Here is a 19,261-nt window from a genome sequence, read left to right on the forward strand (position 1 = left end):
AATAAACCAAAACAGATTGTTCTATTGAAAATAAAGGGTATAGTGCGTAGAGGATAGTGCACAAAAAAAGACGTTCCTTATTGAAACGTCTTTTTTTGTTTTATAATGAAATTCTTTAATTAGCCCAGAGTTCCTCCAACAAGGATCACGACCAACAAAGCTAAGATTGCATACAACTCCGGGAATACCGCCATAACCATTGTAGCACCAAAGACATTGTGACCTGCTCCTACAGCAGCAATACCATTCGCACAAACACCAGCCTGACGAATTGAAGAATAAAAAGCAGAAAAGCCCATCATTAAACCGGCACCCAAAATAGCACATGCATTCAACATAGAGATATCTGCAACAAGATAAGACTGTAACATAAAATAAGCCACAAATCCATACAAACCCTGAGAACTCGGCAATGCACTCAATGCGATATATGTACCTAATGCCTCTGGGTTTTTCTTCATCGCTCCAACGACTGAATTTCCACAAATTGTTACTCCATAAGCACTACCGATAAATGACAACGCTGTCATAACTGCAATTCCGATGTAAGCTAATAAAATTGGTTCCATAACTAATTGATTTAAATTATTTTTATTGTTTATAAATTTGCTATTGACTTATGCTTTTTTGAAAGGTACATAATCTCTACCACCACCTTCAAATTCCGCATTTTTATAATATTCCACAAAAATCAAACGGATCGGATGTACTAAAGAACTGATCATACACAAGGCAAAGTTTATACTATGTCCAATCAAAAGAATGAGTAACATACCTATGAAACGTGCTACACCCGGTAGCCCTTCAGTCATCGTGTCCGCCAATTGGTTAAATACCCCGCCTAAAATAGATCCGGTCAAACCAATTGCAAACAGACGAATATAAGACAAAGTATCACCCAACAAACCGGATGCCATATTGTATGTATTCCACAAACCTGCACCGAAATTGAAAAAAACATTCTTGCCGGGAGAATTATAGAATATCGCCACTAAGAAACCGATTGCGGCTACCCCGTAGCAAAGATAAATGACAGTTTGGGATAAATGCACATTCAACATCGGAAGGCCAAATGCAATAGCCAATGCCGCAATAACAAATACCCAGCCGAACTTAGCGATAGCATATTTTAATCCCTTTTGTGTTGTTGTCTGGAAAGCAGCAACAGTTTTCCCGTAAATAATATGGATAATACCAATCACAATAGACAAAGTCATCAGATTATCACTATTCAGGAAATATCCTTTGATACTCTGGAATGCAGGTACTTCAATCAGCGATACACCAAAGAACGACCCTGTCAGAATACCGACAACAACCGTCATTCCTCCTAAATATTGGAACAGTGTCAGATAAGGCTTATAAGTCGGATCTACTTTCCTTTTCAGCAATGTACATCCCAATAAAATAAGCAGTCCATATCCTCCATCCCCGAAACATAACCCAAAAAACAACATAAAGAAAGGGGCTAAAAACGGAGTCGGATCATATTCCGTATACTTCGGAAGCGAGAACATTCGGGTAATCGGTTCATACAGTTTGCTGAAATGACTGTTCTTCAGTTTAATCGGCACTCTGTCGTTTTCCTGTATTTCCAATTGCTGATAAAAATAGCCGTCTTTATCCAAAGCAGCCTCTAAAGCCGGAACATGCTCTTCGGTAGTCCAGCCTTCCAGAAGCATTAATTTATCACTGGCCTGAAGATCGGTTTGAACAACGACATTTGCCCGGTTAAACTCATTTTGCAGATGACGATCCAACAAATCCAAGGTGTTATACTCACTGGCCGCAAGATGAATCATCTTCTCGTCCAATGCTTGAATGTCCTTTTTCAATTGTTCAAAACGAAGCTGCAATTTAGAGAATCCCATATCAGGCATTTTAGGACGCTCAGCATCTATTTCAATAACTGTACCTTCCTTTGTTAGGGTAATAAAATAAGTAACAGATTGAAAATTATTAATCAAAACAGCATTATATTTCTCTCCCCACGACGGTTCATATCTGGACGTAGGACAAGAAAAGAAAGTGACATCAAAGCCGGCTTTCTTTAAATGCATAATATTCGTATAGCTGAAATCTCCCCAAAGAGTCATATAATCGATATCTTTCTCTAAGGATTGCTTCACAGCCTGCATTTGCATCTTCTGTTCTTCCAAGCGTTCAATTTCTTCTATCAGCTTAAATCCTTGGTTCTTATCGATATCACGTGCGGGAGCAAGTTCGACCTTTCCATTTTCACTGTTCAGTCTCTTAAAATGACGCATCACAGCTGTTACACGTTTGCGCTCATTCAACATATCCTGCAATTCAGTATGATCACCAACAGACTGTTTTTCCTGAATATGCACCACGCCTAAATCCCGCAATGTAGAAAGGAACTGATCATACTCTTTATGAAATACCATAAAGGCATATTTATGCATATCCGTTATCATACTTCTTCCTCCTTCTCTTTACGTTTCTCCAGATTGGTTCTCATAATCTTCTGCGATGCTTTAGAAAGACTTTCTTCATCTTCCATATACCGTTTCACCTTACGGATTGCATCCTGGTACCCCGGAATCTGTACTTTCTCAAAAAGATTGACTTTCTGAGTCGTTTTTTTCCGCGCATGCTCCAATAACTCCAGCTTCATACCTGAGAATTCAGCTTCAATACCTGTGCGTGCCAGTTGTTTTAACAGTTCAATCCCCTCCATATACCAAGAAGGAGTATTAAACAAACTGTATCGACCGATATCAAATTCGATATCATCCAATACAGGAACAACAACGCCGGCAAACTTCTTCGTAGACAGAAAAACGTCCTTTACCTTTATCAGTTCGGGATTGAATTCATTCCACAAAGCCACCATATTATTATAGCCTTGAATCTCTTTCTCCAGCTGAAGTTCCAATTTATTCACCTCATCTTTGGTCCGCTTCACTTCCAGACGCAAAGCACTCTCCTTACTCTTAATCGTAGGAAGCGAACGTTCACGTACCTTCAGTTGTTTTTCCAGTTGCTGAAGCGAGGTCTTATTATATTGAAACTTTATTGCCACTTTTCTTAATTATTAATTGTTAATGATGAATGATTAATCTGTTACTATCTCTTCGTGTTTTGATAATTAATCATTAAACATTAATCATTGATCATTTCTTCCAGTACTTATCCACCAACTCCTGCTTGATATTTACCTCTGCAGGAGTAAAGTATTCACCAAACAGATTCCATGCTACATCCAGCATTTCGGTCGTATCCAGGTTGACATCGATAGCCAACAGTTTATCAGAATACCCTTTGGCAAAAGAGAGGGTACGATTATCATAGTCTGTCAAATCGAAACCGTTCTCCATCTTTGTCTTGGCATTCGCAGCATCGGCATACAGACGAACAGCCGCATTCATCACTTGTGGGTGATCTTCACGGGTTTTTTTACCTGTTACCAGCTGTTTCAAACGAGACAAACTACGGAACGGGTCTACGATCACCTTACCGATATCACTATCGCGACGAAGATACAACTGACCTTCCGTAATATATCCGGTATTATCAGGCACCGAGTGGGTAATATCACCACCGGAAAGCGTAGTTACGGCAATAATCGTAATCGAACCACCATCAGGGAATTGTACCGCTTTTTCGTAGATCTTAGCTAAGTCCGAATACAATGAACCCGGCATAGAATCTTTCGATGGGATCTGATCCATACGGTTAGATACGATTGCCAATGCATCCGCATAGTTGGTCATGTCTGTCAACAATACCAATACTTTTTCATTCTTCTGAACAGCAAAATATTCGGCTGCCGTCAACGCCATATCAGGAACAAGGATACGTTCTACCGACGGGTCTTCCGTGGTATTGATAAAACTGACAATACGATCCAGTGCTCCCGCATTGCTAAACGTATTTTTAAAGAAGAGGTAATCATCATTGGTCATACCCATACCACCCAGAATAATCTTATCTGACTGGGCACGCAGAGCAACCATAGCCATTACCTGATTGAACGGTTGATCCGGATCGGCAAAAAATGGGATTTTCTGCCCTGTAACCAACGTATTATTCAAGTCGATACCGGCAATACCGGTTGCTATCAATTCGGAGGGTTGTTCACGACGCACGGGATTTACCGATGGTCCGCCAATCTCAACCTCCTGCCCTTCCGGAACAGGTCCGCCATCGATCGGTTCGCCATAGGCATTAAAGAAGCGACCGGCTAACTGCTCGCCCACTTTCAATGTCGGTGCTTTCCCCATAAAGACCACTTCTGCATTGGTACGAATACCTTCTGTCCCGGAAAATACCTGCAACGTAACTTCGTCACCAATCACTTTTACAACCTGAGCCAACTTTCCGTCTACCGAGGCCAACTCATCATACCCTACTCCTGTTGCTTTCAACGAACAGGTCGCTTTTGTAATCTGGGTAATCTTCGTATATATTTTCTGAAATGCTTTTGTTGCCATATTCTATTAATTTTCCGTTCTTTCCTTCAGTAATTCGTCCAACTGTATATTGAACTTTTTAAACTGTTCACTTTCATATTCAGAATAGTTCATCTGCTTAAAGAGATTGATCATATTCTTGAAGTACTCCATGACTTCCGTAAATGTATCAAACTTAAACTCAGCATGACAAATATCCACCACCTTATTCAACATAAACTCCTGACGAGCCAGTGGTGTGACCGCATCGATATCATCAAAAGCATCCTGCTGCAGGATCACAAAATCGATTAACTCAGACTTCCAGAATACGATGTGATAATCAACCGGTACCCCGTCATCACCCAGGATATTGATCTGTTCCGAGATCTCCTTACCTCGCAACAAGCGGGTCTTCACCTCATTTACTTTATCAATCCAGGTAGAAGAGATATGTTTCTCGATATATTCCTGAAATTCCGGATACTCCAGATATTTAGAATAACTATCGATGGGATTTACTGCCGGATAACGTTTTCTATCCGCACGCTCCTGTTCCAAGGCATAGAAACAACGGGCTACTTTCTTTGTATTTTCAGTTACCGGCTCTTTCAAGTTACCACCGGCAGGAGATACAGTTCCTATAAATGTAACAGAACCTGTCTTTCCATTTTTCAGTTCTACATAACCTGCACGAGCATAGAAATTTGCAATAATTGCCGACAAGTCCATCGGGAATGCATCCGGTCCGGGAAGTTCTTCCAGACGGTTCGACATCTCACGCAGGGCCTGAGCCCAACGTGAAGTCGAGTCAGCCATCAACAATACTTTCAATCCCATGCTGCGATAATACTCGGCAATAGTCATTGCCGTATATACGGACGCTTCACGAGCCGCCACCGGCATATTCGATGTATTGGCAATAATGATCGTTCGTTCCATCAATTTACGACCGGTATGCGGGTCTACCAAGTGAGGGAATTCGGCAAAGATCTCCACCACCTCATTGGCACGCTCACCACAAGCTGCAATAATCACGATATCGGCTTCAGCCTGTTTGGAGATCGCATGCTGCAACACCGTCTTTCCCGTACCGAACGGACCGGGAATAAATCCGGTACCACCTTCTACAATCGGATTAATGGTGTCGATTGTACGGACACCGGTTTCCAATAATTTATACGGACGCGGTTTCTCTTTATAACAGGTCACAGCCTTCTTTACCGGCCATTTCTGAATCATATTCACCTCTACGTCTTTTCCATGCTCGTCCGTAAGAACCGCAATCTTATCAACTACGGTATATTCACCTTCAGACACAACGCTTTTTACCGTATATGTTCCTTCAAAAACAAAAGGCACCATAATCTTATGCGGCTGGAAGTTTTCATCGACCTCACCCAACCAATCACCGGCTACCACTTTATCACCTACTTTAGCGATCGGTTTAAATGCCCATTTCTTATCATCATTCAAGGCATAGGTATAATCACCACGTTTCAGGAAAACACCTTCCATCTTGTCCAGGTCATTCTGCAATCCGTCATAGTTGCGTGAAAGCATACCGGGACCCAATGTCACTTCCAACATATGCCCTTCAAATTCGGCTTCATCGCCTACACGCATACCACGGGTACTTTCAAACACCTGCACATAGGCATTCTGTCCGATAACTTTGATCACCTCCGCCATTAGCTTTACGCCCCCGACGGAAATGTAACAAATTTCATTTTGAGAAACCGGCCCATCCACCTCTACGGTTACCAGGTTGGATACGATTCCTTTTACTATTCCTTTCGTAGCCATAACTATTTTTTATTGTTTCTTTTAAATTCTTCCAATGCACTATCACTACCCTTTTTCATGGCGCCTACCAATTCACGGAAGGTCTTTTCGCCGGTAGCTTTATCCAATGTAACCCATCGTTCAATCATTTCCACCTTGAGCATATAAGCAAACACACTTTCTATATCAAAGGTCTTAAAGAACGTGTTTTCTTCAAGCCATTCCCATTTCAGCTGGTCGATCTTTTTCTCACGCACATACAAGTCCGATTCTTCGGCTATACGCTGTAAAGCAGGGAGATATTCGACCGAATCACCCAGCCCGAAATCACGTGCATTCGATGTCCGTAAAGCCTGTGCAATATCATTCTCACCCACAATATAATCGGCTTTCTCCAGTCCATATTTCCGAGCCGTAATCGCTGCCAATAAATTGTTGATATTCAGGTTCAGTTCAAACCAGTCGGCCACAAATTTATTCTTATTCGTCATCGCATAGGCATAATACAACGACGCCAATTGATCTTCCCAAGGGATTCTTAAAGCACTCTCTTTTCCTTCTGCGGCCAGATACGCTTTAAAGAACTTCTCAAAATAGGGAGGGATATGTTCATTCTTCGGAGGGTTTTCTTCCTCTTTCAAGGCGGTAAACAGCCCCATGAACTCGTCATACGTTATACTTCCACGTGGATCCGGATCCCGATCTGGAAATCGCGCTTGTTCAATAAGATTCTTATTATCAAATTTCAGAAAGAACAAATCGATCATTTTTTTGTCTTCCGAAGTTAATATCCCATCCAATTCATCCCTGAATTCTGTAATGGTAAAAGGAAGCTTACTGTCGTCCAGCGCAATATTAGGAAGTCCTGCTATTAAGCAATAGTACTTACTCATAATATGCTCAGAATAACATTTCGATCAATTGCGGACGTAAAAATTCTTTAAAGAAAGAGATAAATTCCTCTTCACCAAAAGTGACTTTATAAGAGCCATCGGCAGGTACAATCGCAAAAGAAGCCTCTTTTCCGCTTACCTTTTCTACCTTGACACCTTTATCCAATAACCCTTTTGCATTACTTTCAAAATACTTAGTCAACTCTTCAGCCTGAGTGGTCTGAACAGTTAACGCACCGGTTTTAGCCCATTCCTGTGCCATTTCCAGCATAATTTTCTGCATAAACCCTTTATCTGCGACGGCCGCTTTGACACTTGAAGAGGTGATCTCACCGGTTATCAGATTGGTGATTTCGCTTTTTAAGGCACCAACAGACTGGGACGCAAACAATTTCAATTCCGCTTCCGTATTCTTTTTCAATTCCGCCGCCTGTTTTTCCGCTGCAGCAACTATTCGTTTCGCTTCGGCTTCGGCTTCAGCAATAATGGTTTGTTTCTGTGAATTGGCATCGGCGATGATTCGTCCGGCTTCTTCGTTTCCTTTCTCAACACCTTCACGGTAGATTTTGTCAGTCAGTTCCTGAATCTTTGTATCCATCTCGAATGTATAATTAAATGTTGTTTTTACTACTCATGGTATCCCCTTCCCCCCGCTCAAATTAGGGGAAGTACTATGTCTCTTTTCATGGCATAATTGAGAACAAACGCCCACAAAGTTATTATTTTTCACAAATTAGCATCAAAATAAATGTGAAAACACGCTAAAAAATAACATACGTCAATTAAATTTGTATTTTCAATGGTCTAAAACAAATATAATATGTTCTCAATCCAAACAGCAGATAAAAACGACCGGTTTCTTATCCATCAGTTAGCCTCACGCATATGGCCCCACACCTATGGGGCGATATTACCCCAAGAGCAATTAAACTATATGCTCGAAATGATGTATGCTCCGGAAAACATACTCCATCAGATGGTCGAATTACACCATCAATATTTCATATTCTATTCCGGCGACCAGCCGGCCGGCTACCTGTCGATCGAAACGATGGAGAATAACAGTTATATTTTTCAAAAGATCTACGCATTGCCGGAAATGCAGGGCACCGGTCTGGGACGTTATATGATTGAACAAGGCATCTCTTTCTTAAAGAAGAACCATCCGACCCCCTTTACCATTTCATTATATGTCAATCGTGAAAACAAGGCGGTCGGATTTTACAAACATATGGGATTTGAAATAATCGACACCCGGGATCATCACATTGGGAACAACTATTATATGAATGATTACATTATGGCGATGCATATCGACTAAGAGAGTAACAACGTTTACCGTTGAAACACTTTTGTCGATAAAATAATCACATCCTTCACCGGACGATCGCTCTGATTGGTCTCCACCAGCGATATTTTCTCCACAATATCAAAGCCCTCTATCACCTCTCCGAAGATCGTCACCGAACCATCCAGATGAGGTATCCCACCGATCGTTTTATAAACCTCCCTACGATCCGATGGAATGACATACGCACCCAATACATCCAACGTATCAATCACCATCAATGTCGCTTCCGCATGCAGTTCATCTTCCTTTTCTTCTTGAGCCAATCCGGGGTCTTTCTCTTTTAATTCCGCCCTGAATTTATGATACAACCAATTCTTACGGATCTCATTGATACGTATTTCTTTTTCGGACAACTCCGTATCATTCAAAATCTTTCCCTGTACAAAACAGAACTGGGTACCCGCCGATGCCCGTTCGGTGTTGACCGCATCCGCCAGCTTGGCATCAATTAACGCCCCTCGTTTATTGAAATAATGCGGAAGAATTTCTGCCGGAACCGTATATCCGCCATCCCCATGTCCATACACCGCTTCGGCCTCCTGTTTTTTACTCTCCGGATCACCGCCCTGCACCACAAACTCTTTGATGACACGATGAAAAATCACATCTTTATAAAAATCACTCTGACAAAGGCGGATAAAATTCTCTTTATGAAGCGGGGTGTCATCGTATAACAGAACAGTCACATCCCCCATGGTTGTTTTTACCGTGACATAAACAGGTTTATCCGGATCAAGCGTTTTCTCGGAACATCCGGCAATAAAAAACAGACCAATTAATACAGCGAAGCAATGGAGTTTCATATAATTTTTATTTATGGTTTAACAAAAAACAAATTTTGCCCTATTCATCGACAAAAACAAGCATCTGGCAAGAGTTGCAATCAAAAGACAAACGAAGCTTTTTATCTTTGTACAACAGAAAAAAAGGCTCTTTATATACCGATTTCCCTTTTTGATGTACCATACAATAACCTAAACTATATTTCAAACAATATTTGGTAAACATCAAAGGAACATCTTTCCGGGGTGCTAATTCATACGCAGGATCAATTTGCGACACCCCATGCCGGGTATAAAACGCTATCGCCCGGTCATTGGAGACATTGCCTAAATACGTCAACTGAGCAGTAGGAAAAACGGCCGAGGTCGACGTCTTTCTTTGCACCAATTCCCTGTTGAACCGTATTTTACGCAAGTCGACCAGTCGCTCTGCGGCCTGCCGCCGCATATCACTTAGTAAAGAGGAGGGCACAAACCAATTCTTCTGTAAGACTATTTCTACATCCTGTACCTCAAAAGGCGTATTTCCCAACCGGGTAAGTTGTTTACGGATATTTTCCGTCTGGTCATTCCGCGCCATCTCCTTTTCATGTGTCCGGGTGACCATCACATACACACCCGAGGTATCTCTGATCTCCAAGGTATAACCAAACCGGTTTTCGCTAAACGTTAAACGAACGTTAATCTTTCGTTCAGCCGTTTTCTGAGCCAATACCTTTTCAAAGGCCTGATCGAAGTTCCGGTATAAAACTGTTTTGGGTCGCAAAACAGGCATCTCTGCCGGATACACTTTATTCACATCCACGCGGTTGGCTCTGAACCCCTGCAAGACACCTTTCTGATCAAAAAACGCCAATCCATCGCCATTATTTAATGTTTTAATACCAGATACCGTAAACGAATTCCGATGAATTTCTTTGACGCGACCCACCTCCTCCCCAATCGATTTAGGGGTGTCAAACGATGTGATAGCTACGGATCTACCCGATAACAAATAATCCGTAAAACCACGATTAAAACTTTTTTCCACGACCGGTTCAAAAGAGAAAGTAGAAACCCCGACAGAAGTCCGTTCATATTCTTTCCGACGCAACAATATCGCATCCAATTTTTTACGATAAAAAGCCGTCACATTCTTCACATAAGAGACCTCTTTCAGCCGCCCCTCTATTTTAAAAGAAGAGACACCCGCATCGATCAGTTGCTCCAGATAATCAGAGCGGTTCATATCTTTAAGCGAAAGTAAATGTTTCTCCCGAAGAATCACCTCTCCCTCCGCATCGACCAACGTATACGGCAAACGACAATATTGGGCACATTCTCCACGATTCGCACTTCGTCCACTCAAAGCAGCACTCAGATAACACTGCCCACTGTAACAGACACATAATGCCCCATGCACAAACACCTCTAACGCCACAGAAACACTGTCTGCAATTCGTTTAATCTCCTTTAATGAGAGTTCGCGTGCCAAGACCACTTGAGAGAACCCGACATCAGCCAGAAATCCAACTTTTTCAGGCGTTCTGTTATCTGTCTGTGTACTGGCATGTAAAGGAATAGGCGGTAAATTCAGCTGCGTCACCCCCATATCCTGCACAATCAACGCATCTACACCAACCTCATACAACTGCCAGATCAGCCGTTCCACCTCATCCAGTTCCTCCTCTTTCAATAGGGTATTTAATGCCACATAGACGCGTACATTATATATATGAGCAAACTCACATAAGGCTCGGATATCTTCGATCGTATTGCCGGCAGCTGCTCTGGCGCTAAATTTAGGAGCACCGATATATACCGCATCGGCACCATGCCTGATCGCTTCAATACCACAAACAAGATCCTTTGCCGGAGCAAGTAGTTCTATTCGCCTCATATTTTTTCTGAACAATCAGGTTAAATCACCCAAATGTTTAATGTCTTCAATCCGGAAAGGTGTCTCCTGGTACACATAATAATTCAGCCAATTGGTAAAAAGCAAATTCGCATGCCCACGCCACCGTACAACAGGTCCCTGAGCCGGATCATCATTGCGGTAATAATTGCGTGGAATAGCGATCGGCAACCCTTTACCCAGATCACGCATATACTCATCGTTCAAGGTATAGGGCGAATATTCCGAATGACCGGTAATAAAAAATTCCCGTCCGCCACGAGCCATAGCCATATATACGCCCGACTCTTCACTCTCCGACAACATCGTCAGCTGCGGCACTTTCAACAGATCCGCCCTGCGTATTTCCGTATGCCGGCTATGTGGCACAAAAAACTCATCATCAAACCCTCTGAATATCGGCAGATAACGTTCACGCAACGTATGCCGGAACACACCAAACATTTTGGCCGGCAAATCATATTTGGGCACATCATAGAAATGATACAGTCCGGCAAAAGCGGCCCAACAGATATACAATGTAGAAGTCACATGAGTACGGGCCCAGTCGAAAATCGTAGTCAGTTCATTCCAGTACAATACCTCTTCATACGACATCTGCTCGACAGGTGCTCCTGTAATAATCATCCCATCATAATATTCCTCCGCCATATCCTCAAAATTCTTATAAAATTCCTGCATATGTTCAACGGGCGTATTCTTGGAAGTATGTCCTTTGATCTTCATGAAATCAAGTTCGATCTGCAAAGGCGTATTACTCAACAAACGAATCAGATCGGTTTCCGTTGTTATTTTTAAAGGCATCAGGTTCAATACAACGACTTTGAGTGGACGAATATCCTGTGTAGAAGCGCGCAACGCATCCATCACAAAGATGTGTTCCTTCTTCAACAGGTCGATAGCCGGAAGGTTTTTCTTTAAATTTAAAGGCATGATGTGTAATGAATTATTTTCCACAAAGGTAACTAATTCATTAAAAACGGACAATGAATCATTGACAATTAAAAGTGCAGGCTAAATGAAAACATGAAATAAATGAGAACTATTTAAACATTTTTACCAGTCTGTTGTTATAATAGTATAGTAGAGTTTTTCATGGTATTAGAATTAGGTTTAATTAGGTTTTCCGTCTCGTTCGTGAGAATAGGGCGGTTTTTTTTATGGCCTATATTTTGAATGGGTCAGAATAGTCTGCATATCCTGATTATTCATCAAATCACTCAAACTCACTTTTGTTTCAGCCATATACGCTTTCACAATCTGCCAACCCATCCACGGACCGATATTTCCCGGAGCCCCGTCAGCCAAAAAAGTCGACGGCGCATCATCCAGATACCTATTCGTCACGAGATAATCCGGGGTATACAGATGTTTGCGTTCAATGATGGCTTTCCATATATTTTTCTCATTACTCCTACACCAAGTCTCCTCCTCTTCGGTATACCCCATCAAATGAGCCGGTGTCAGTTCGGGCAACACCTGTGCGAGGATATATTTGATTTTACCTTCATAAATCATCCGGTCGATAAGTACATTTTCTTTTCCGAGGAAAGGAAACTCAGCCATCAGCCATCCGGTCAGATAATCCTGCACCACATACGACCGTTGCATTTTACGCAGTTGATAATCGTAGAAAAACTCCTGATACAACGAATAGTCTGTCCCCAGATACTTATCAATAGAGAGTGATAATAATTGCTCACCGACCAGCACATTCTGATTAAACCCTGAAACATGCATATACACAACAGGTATTTGCATCGCCGGAAAATGATCTTTTAAATAAGCAAACCCATTACCCAGTTGCTGCTCTATCTCTGTCACATCGGCATACATTGCGACAGCATCCCGGTAGAGCGCTTTTAAAGTCGGTTCGGAATAGTAATTAAACAGTTTAGTGAAAAAACCAGGAGTATCGAGCGTCTTCATATTCAACACCCCTTTCCCCAAGACCTCCAACACCGCCGGATATTCGGCCTGTAACTGGTCTTTCCGGGTCGTATCACCCGAATCGATCAACCGAAACAGAGCGATATCAAACCGATTAATGCCAACAGGTTCTGCCGTAACATACCTGTTTACCTGCTGGCCATTGCAACTGACAACAAAAAGAGTCAAGAATAGAATAAAAAAAGTACTGCGATTCATCTGAACGTCGATCTAACTGTTACGTTACTATGAACGCGCAAAAAGAACGTATATTGTATCGATGCGCTACAAGGAGATAAAATCTGATTCCTGAAATTGTGTAACTTCCGTATCCCAACGTGCTGTAACAAAGGCCATATGATCGGGATGAGCCGTATAGGCATCCATCGCCGACTGATCACGGAAACGCATCAGAAATCCGTACTGCATATCACTTTTCGGACTACATTGACGGTAAGCCTGAAAATCTTCTACTCCGGGAACGGCTGTTAATATACGTTTGGCATCAGCTATAAATAGATTGGCTTCCGCACTTGCTAACGGATGTTTCAGGCTAAAAGTAACGGTGTGCAACACCTCTCCCGGTTGCAATGCTGTTGTGCCGCCACAGCTGGATAACAGGGTAGTCAGTGAGGATCCGGCGACTACCACACCCGAACCTACAATAAATTGTCGTCTCTTCATAATCAATTGATTCTATATCTGTTTTATAACTGAAATTATGCAAAAAAACACGTATTGATCGAACAAACAACCATTACCTCTTGATCAGTACCGTTATCTTCAGGCTCAAATCAAAAAAGACCATCTTGGCATTGACATTCTGTCCGATATGCTGCTCGGCTCTGGCCAGTTCGTCCATCAGATCAATGACATTGCGTTCGTTGACGAAAGGGGCAAACTTCGTCGCAAAACCGATCTCCTCCCGGTTCATATAATTCAGGTCGGACGACTGGAAACGATACATAAAATTCTCCCGGATCAGATGCTGGCAATACGACAGGAAATGTTTCTGCCGTTCCCTGCCGATTCCGGCCAACAGATCGGCCATCGCTTTCATCGCTTTCACATTCCGCGCCCACGAATTGCGCATCATACCGATAAACTGTTCCAGAAAAAAAGCGTTCTCCTCATTCAGACTGATCACCTCCAAGGCTTTCAGATAACTCCCACCGGAGAGATGAGCCACCTGAGCTGCATCTTCCGCAGCCAGACCATCTCGCCGCATCACCTCCACAATAGCAGCTGTTTCAATCGGACGTACCGGGATACGTTGTGCCCGTGACTGAATCGTTCCCAGGATCAGGTCAGGCGTTTCAGAAACCATTAAAATCACCGTATTCACCGGAGGTTCTTCAATCACCTTAAGCAATTTATTCGCACAGGTCGCATGCATCTTTTCAGGCAACCAGACCAATAATATCCGATAATCGGCCTCATAGATCTTCAGGTTTAATTTCCGGATAATCTCATCACTCTCCTTCGAATAGATAATGGCCTGTGTATTTCCTGCCTCCAGATAATCGGTCCATTGCTCGAAACTGAAATAAGGACGTTCACGTAAAAAAGAGCGCCATTCAGCCAGAAAATCATCACAGACCTCTCTCTTTTTCTCTTTGGATGTCGTTATGGGAAATACAAAATGAAGATCGGGATGAGCCAACTCGTCATATTTCAAACAAGAGGGACAGGCTCCACAGGCGTCCGTGGCCGACCGGTTTTTACAATTCAGGTATCGCGCATAAGCCAACGCCAACGGAAACGCACCGGCGCCCCCGTTTTCCGTAAACAGCTGTGCGTGCGGCACCACACCCGTCTGTGCCGACCGAATTAACCGCTCCTTGACCTCTGTCTGTCCGACAATATCTTTGAAATACATTGCTCTATTTGTTGATATCGACAAAGGTACAATTAATTTAAGGAAACAGAAAAAGAGTAAATCTTATTATACGCCTCTTTAGTTATATAAACAGATAGTATTAAGGCTCCTCGCCTGGTCAGGCGAGGGGGACCGCTGCTCTGCAGTGGTGGAGTGGTTGCTGTAAGTAGAGTGGTTACTTTATTCCTCCTTCTCTCGCATCCATCTTTTTCTATATTCACTGATATCATCTAATATCCATTTCGGATGTTCAAACACAATCTTGTTTTCATACCTCAAAATATAAATATTCATCTTCTCTTTTATAAATATCGCTCGTTGCTCATCATATTCTTCATTTCCGACGTGTACTTGTCCATCTAATTCTATGGCCAAACGAATTTCAGGACAATAAAAGTCTATAATATATTTACCTATACTTTGTTGACGTCTAAATTTTAACCCTTCGAATTGATGGTTTTTCAATAATTTCCATAATCCTTTTTCTGCCGGAGTAGCATGTTGACGAAGATAGTGACGATAATCTTTATATATTCTCTTGTTAACCCACTTTTCAGTATTCATAGTTGATGGTTTTGTGGTTCAGTAATAGAGTAAAGGTAAGTGAAATGAATGAGAAAAACAACCACTTCACAAACAACCACTCAATTTACAACAACCACTCCACCGCTGCCCTGCAGCGGTCCCCCTCGCCTGACCAGGCGAGGAGCCTTAATACTATCTGTTTATATAACGTAAAGAGGCTTTAAAATGACCCTTACCCCTACTCTTCCTGACCGTCAGGAACTATCACCTCATTGATTACCACATTGTTTTTCAGCCTGATCCATGTTTTAAAGCCGCGTTTACCTTCGGTGAGTTCGATCACACGTCCGCCGTTACCTCCCGGTAAGCCGTTATAGACGGTATCTCCTCCCGTGAAACGTCCGTATCCCAAAATTATCCCTTTCCATCGGGTTAAATAGTCATTCACATGGTCGTGTCCTACAAAAACACCCATCACATCTTTTGCTTCCAACATGGCGGTGAACAAGCCGGTATTGAGTTCCGGTGCACACGCCTTTTCCAGGCGCGAACCGATCAGTGCGGCCGACTCGGTACCAGCAGCCTGATTATACTCAGGCAAGGGGATATGGAAAAAGGCGAGAGCAGGCAGTGGAATACCTCCATTTTCTTCGGTGAAAACACGACTTTTTGTTGCATACCAGTTCACCTGATCCCGTTTAATCCAGTCGTAGCCCTCGACCTCTTTGAGCGATGAATACGAATGGCTATCCAGACAATAAACGAGTGCCGCCGTTTGCTCTCCGTCTACACTTTTCACCGGCAGGATATAATTAGAGACTCCACTCAGCCCCTCGACCGTACCGGTCAGATTCCCAGGTTGTTTACACAGGTATTGATAGATTTCCGAACGGGTCATATCATGTTCGTCGTCATGATTACCAAAAACCACCGAAAAAGGGATGCCGCGTAAAACGACTGGTTCCAACGCTTCACGCAAAGCTGTTTCAGCCGGAGCACCAAAGACCAGATCACCGGTATAAATCACCAGATCAGGCTTTTCAGCATCCAGAATCTCATTCATACACTGTTTGGCTTCATTCGATTTTTCATTACCGGGCACCCAGTGGATATCGGTAAACTGTACGATCTTAAATTTTTTATTGGAATTAAATTTTAGAATGGGTTCCTGAGCACTTAATACAGTAGCTCCTGAAAAACTCATTATCAATAAGAAAAAAAGAGAAATTAGCTTCTTCATACTCATCTGACGTTTTTAGATGATTCAAAGATCAGAATAATTCTTGTTCCTTCGTCTATTTTTGAATCTATTTTAACGTGAGTTATAAAAATGCAGATCATGTCTGGTTTTCTTCCTTTCAATTAATCGTCTACCAACTGTGTCACTATCGTCTACCAATTGGTGCACTATCGTCTACCAACTGTGTCACTATCGTCTACCAATTGGTAGACGATTAATTATCCAATAACAAAAAGGTACAGGATTATATTGAAAGAGAGAGACGATCCGATTGTTTTTTTTAGCGATCTTCGGCAATCACTTCAAGTGTGGCGGAAAAGCCGGGGTGTTCGCCGGAAGAGCGAAGAAGATCGGGAGATAGTTGGATGCGGAAGGTGTACTTTTTACCCATTTCGAAATCTTTTGTATAAGGGATGGCGATTATCCCACGGGAATTGATCAGGTTACCAGAAGTATCGAAGAGTTCTAAGTCCAGAAAAACAAACGAATCTCCCAACTCGCTTTGCGGCAAGACCATCAGTGGACCGACAGCCGCGTCGGTGATTGGTTTATAGGTATCAGCGACATCGACCGCTCCTTTTTGATAGACGGTATAATCAGCTATTCCAGACTGTCCATTCCACCACCAGGTGGTGGTTTTGGGACTTGAAGAGGTCGTTCCCGATAAAACACCTCGTCGTTTGAGTTCATAGAACTTCACTTCATGGATGCGGAAAACATATCCGCTTATTATACTCTTGGCTTCGACGGTGACCGAGGAAAGCATATGCTGAAAATTCAATGATATGGTCGATTCGGTCTGTTCAAGCGCCTCGGCTACCATAAAATCGTGTTGTATCAGGGGATCGTTCGTCACATCATAGATCAACTCCACCTGGTCGCGGAGCGGTCCATAATGGTTATAATCGATTATCGATGCATTGGCGGGAGAATAGGCGAAAAAATCGACCGTTCCGGATGCCGGCATCACGCTGGCAGGAGAATAGTACCAGTTGATCCCTCTTTTCTCGACATACTGTCCATCCATCAACGACACCCAATCGCCGGACGGTCTCGTCCATCCGGAAGAGACGCGGAAGGTAGCGATCGTACCACCGGTGGTCTCCTGCACACGCGAGGCGATAGCGTCGCACGCGAAGCTGATCTGTCGTTCCACAGGGAGATCGATATCCGTATGGTCGGAACAGGCGGTCCACAACAGCGTTGTGGTTAAAAATATGAGTATGGTATAGATGCTCCTTTTCATTTTAATCTATCAGGGTCTTTTTTTGCGACCCTTCTCTTGGTGACCGGAAAGGGACATTCAACCCCGTCCGGCCTATACATATATAATATCGTATTATCGTTTATTACAGATCAACTCCCGCTACGTCTTTCCAGTCGCTTACTTCAACCTTGAATGTAATCTCTTCACCTGCTTCAGAACCGAATTCGAGGTAGAAGTTATACTGGCGTCCGATCTCGAAAGTAAACGGTACGGTTGTATCTGTGGTACGTGCTTCGTCGATTACCTGAAAATAGACATCTTCATAGGCATCTTTCGAACCGGCGAAATAGGTACCGTTCGGATTGTTCAGGTACGCTTTGTAGCTTACCTTGATCCAGAAACCTGACCGGTCGCCATTAGATGCGATGCTTCCCATATCGGTGGTTTGCGGCAATACCATCAGTGCGTTGCTTTTGCCATGAAGCGAATGATACTTGCTCGTCTCCAAGGGGTCGACTCCCAACAAATTGATCGGAGATTCACCTAAATCGAGGCTTATCGAATCTAAATTGGCATGCTCTGTCCAATACGTAATCGGAGGCGTTAATGGAGTGACAGGACTGGGATATGGGAATGGGCTTGCGTCCGTTGGAATATTTTCCATATCGATCTTTCCGTTCATATTCACATTGACCAACGCAACATCACCGACCACATAAGTCAGGTTGGTATTGGTAGTACGTGCAAAGAATTTCACACGCGAGAGGGCATGATAGAAGTTCAATTCTACATTACCGGAAGAAGCATTCATCGGATCTGTTCGAGCCAATAGAAAATCTTCCTGTGCAACTTTATCTGAATCACTCTTTTTGGGATTAGGCACAGTATACTCGATTTTGTCACCTTTGTAATAATAGAGCCCTTGCGATACGTTTTTAGACGATGCCGGACTGTAGGCAAAGAACGATACACCTCCTCCGATAATATCGTCTGCTGGCCAGTAACGCTTCGGTGAGTAATCCCATGCGGTTCCAATGGCAGCTTCGCGGCGCGTGATATCAAATGCGTTGAAGAGGTATTCGTCGGCTGCTGCATCGCTGATGCCACCGATAGCGTTAGTCCGATCCCACCAGCCGGTGACTGTAAAGCCAAGGATATTATCACCATTAGTTATTGTAGCACGCGTAGCGTTGCCTTTATCGATAAATGAACGGAAACCGATCTCTTTGTTATTCTTATTGTCTATCTGTGTATTGTCGAACTCCAGATCGCTGGAGCAGGAACCCAGTGCAATGGCTATAGTTACAGCCGCTAATTTATATATTATCTTTTGCATATTATAAAATCTTATTTTGTTG

At 42.9% G+C, this 19,261-nt stretch carries 18 protein-coding genes; 1 reads left to right on the plus strand and 17 read right to left on the minus strand.

The window, feature by feature from the left end; translation table 11 throughout:
* Nucleotides 1-119: 119 nt before the first annotated feature.
* The 7 genes from M2135_RS08355 to M2135_RS08385 form a co-directional block, all read right to left on the minus strand.
* Nucleotides 120-569 carry an ATPase gene (locus M2135_RS08355; protein ID WP_280748034.1) on the minus strand — a complete coding sequence of 150 codons (450 nt, stop codon included), beginning with the start codon at nucleotides 567-569 and terminating at the stop codon, nucleotides 120-122.
* Between the two features lie 48 nt (nucleotides 570-617).
* Nucleotides 618-2,438 (minus strand): V-type ATPase 116kDa subunit family protein, encoded by a 1,821-nt coding sequence (locus tag M2135_RS08360; RefSeq protein WP_280748035.1) that lies wholly within the window; start codon nucleotides 2,436-2,438, stop codon nucleotides 618-620.
* Entirely contained in the window at nucleotides 2,435-3,046 is a 612-nt protein-coding gene (locus M2135_RS08365; RefSeq protein ID WP_280748036.1) for a V-type ATP synthase subunit D, read from the minus strand. The genes M2135_RS08360 and M2135_RS08365 overlap by 4 nt, the downstream gene beginning before the upstream one ends.
* A gap of 91 nt (nucleotides 3,047-3,137) precedes the next feature.
* Nucleotides 3,138-4,457 (minus strand): V-type ATP synthase subunit B, encoded by a 1,320-nt coding sequence (locus M2135_RS08370; RefSeq protein ID WP_280748037.1) that lies wholly within the window; start codon nucleotides 4,455-4,457, stop codon nucleotides 3,138-3,140.
* 6 nt (nucleotides 4,458-4,463) lie between these two features.
* Nucleotides 4,464-6,221 (minus strand): V-type ATP synthase subunit A, encoded by a 1,758-nt coding sequence (locus M2135_RS08375; RefSeq protein ID WP_280748038.1) that lies wholly within the window; start codon nucleotides 6,219-6,221, stop codon nucleotides 4,464-4,466.
* A 2-nt stretch (nucleotides 6,222-6,223) separates the two neighbouring features.
* Nucleotides 6,224-7,093, minus strand: coding sequence for a DUF2764 domain-containing protein (locus M2135_RS08380; RefSeq protein WP_280748039.1), 870 nt, complete (start codon nucleotides 7,091-7,093; stop codon nucleotides 6,224-6,226).
* Nucleotides 7,094-7,100: 7 nt separating this feature from the next.
* The gene (locus tag M2135_RS08385) at nucleotides 7,101-7,691 is read right to left on the minus strand and encodes a hypothetical protein (protein ID WP_280748040.1); all 591 of its coding nucleotides are present in this window, start codon (nucleotides 7,689-7,691) and stop codon (nucleotides 7,101-7,103) included.
* Between the two features lie 222 nt (nucleotides 7,692-7,913).
* Between M2135_RS08385 and M2135_RS08390 the strand changes: the two genes are divergently transcribed.
* Nucleotides 7,914-8,414, plus strand: a complete 501-nt coding sequence (locus M2135_RS08390; RefSeq protein WP_280748041.1) for a GNAT family N-acetyltransferase — start codon at nucleotides 7,914-7,916, stop codon at nucleotides 8,412-8,414.
* A gap of 14 nt (nucleotides 8,415-8,428) precedes the next feature.
* Here the strand turns inward: M2135_RS08390 and M2135_RS08395 are convergent, their stop codons facing one another.
* From M2135_RS08395 to M2135_RS08440, 10 genes are all read right to left on the minus strand, one after another.
* Complete coding sequence (locus M2135_RS08395) at nucleotides 8,429-9,247, minus strand: peptidylprolyl isomerase (protein WP_280748042.1); 819 nt, start codon at nucleotides 9,245-9,247, stop codon at nucleotides 8,429-8,431.
* Nucleotides 9,248-9,287: 40 nt separating this feature from the next.
* Nucleotides 9,288-11,105, minus strand: a complete 1,818-nt coding sequence (locus M2135_RS08400) for a U32 family peptidase (protein WP_280748043.1) — start codon at nucleotides 11,103-11,105, stop codon at nucleotides 9,288-9,290.
* A 15-nt stretch (nucleotides 11,106-11,120) separates the two neighbouring features.
* On the minus strand, nucleotides 11,121-12,056 hold the full coding sequence (gene metA, locus M2135_RS08405; protein ID WP_280748044.1) for a homoserine O-succinyltransferase: 936 nt from the start codon (nucleotides 12,054-12,056) through the stop codon (nucleotides 11,121-11,123).
* A gap of 225 nt (nucleotides 12,057-12,281) precedes the next feature.
* Nucleotides 12,282-13,271, minus strand: coding sequence for a gliding motility protein GldB (locus M2135_RS08410; RefSeq protein WP_280748045.1), 990 nt, complete (start codon nucleotides 13,269-13,271; stop codon nucleotides 12,282-12,284).
* Nucleotides 13,272-13,337: 66 nt separating this feature from the next.
* A complete protein-coding gene (locus tag M2135_RS08415; RefSeq protein ID WP_280748046.1) occupies nucleotides 13,338-13,736 on the minus strand; it encodes a Dabb family protein in 399 nt (132 codons plus the stop codon).
* A gap of 73 nt (nucleotides 13,737-13,809) precedes the next feature.
* Nucleotides 13,810-14,931: a DNA polymerase III subunit delta gene (locus tag M2135_RS08420; RefSeq protein ID WP_280748047.1), complete on the minus strand. Its 1,122-nt coding sequence runs from the start codon at nucleotides 14,929-14,931 to the stop codon at nucleotides 13,810-13,812.
* Nucleotides 14,932-15,111: 180 nt separating this feature from the next.
* Nucleotides 15,112-15,495 carry a DUF559 domain-containing protein gene (locus M2135_RS08425; protein WP_280748048.1) on the minus strand — a complete coding sequence of 128 codons (384 nt, stop codon included), beginning with the start codon at nucleotides 15,493-15,495 and terminating at the stop codon, nucleotides 15,112-15,114.
* 199 nt (nucleotides 15,496-15,694) lie between these two features.
* Nucleotides 15,695-16,696: a metallophosphoesterase family protein gene (locus tag M2135_RS08430; protein ID WP_280748049.1), complete on the minus strand. Its 1,002-nt coding sequence runs from the start codon at nucleotides 16,694-16,696 to the stop codon at nucleotides 15,695-15,697.
* 280 nt (nucleotides 16,697-16,976) lie between these two features.
* A complete protein-coding gene (locus tag M2135_RS08435; RefSeq protein WP_280748050.1) occupies nucleotides 16,977-17,942 on the minus strand; it encodes a fimbrillin family protein in 966 nt (321 codons plus the stop codon).
* Nucleotides 17,943-18,045: 103 nt separating this feature from the next.
* Nucleotides 18,046-19,239 (minus strand): fimbrillin family protein, encoded by a 1,194-nt coding sequence (locus M2135_RS08440; protein ID WP_280748051.1) that lies wholly within the window; start codon nucleotides 19,237-19,239, stop codon nucleotides 18,046-18,048.
* Nucleotides 19,240-19,261: the final 22 nt, after the last annotated feature.

It is taken from the genome of Parabacteroides sp. PF5-9 (assembly GCF_029893105.1).
GTDB lineage: Bacteria > Bacteroidota > Bacteroidia > Bacteroidales > Tannerellaceae > JARXWG01.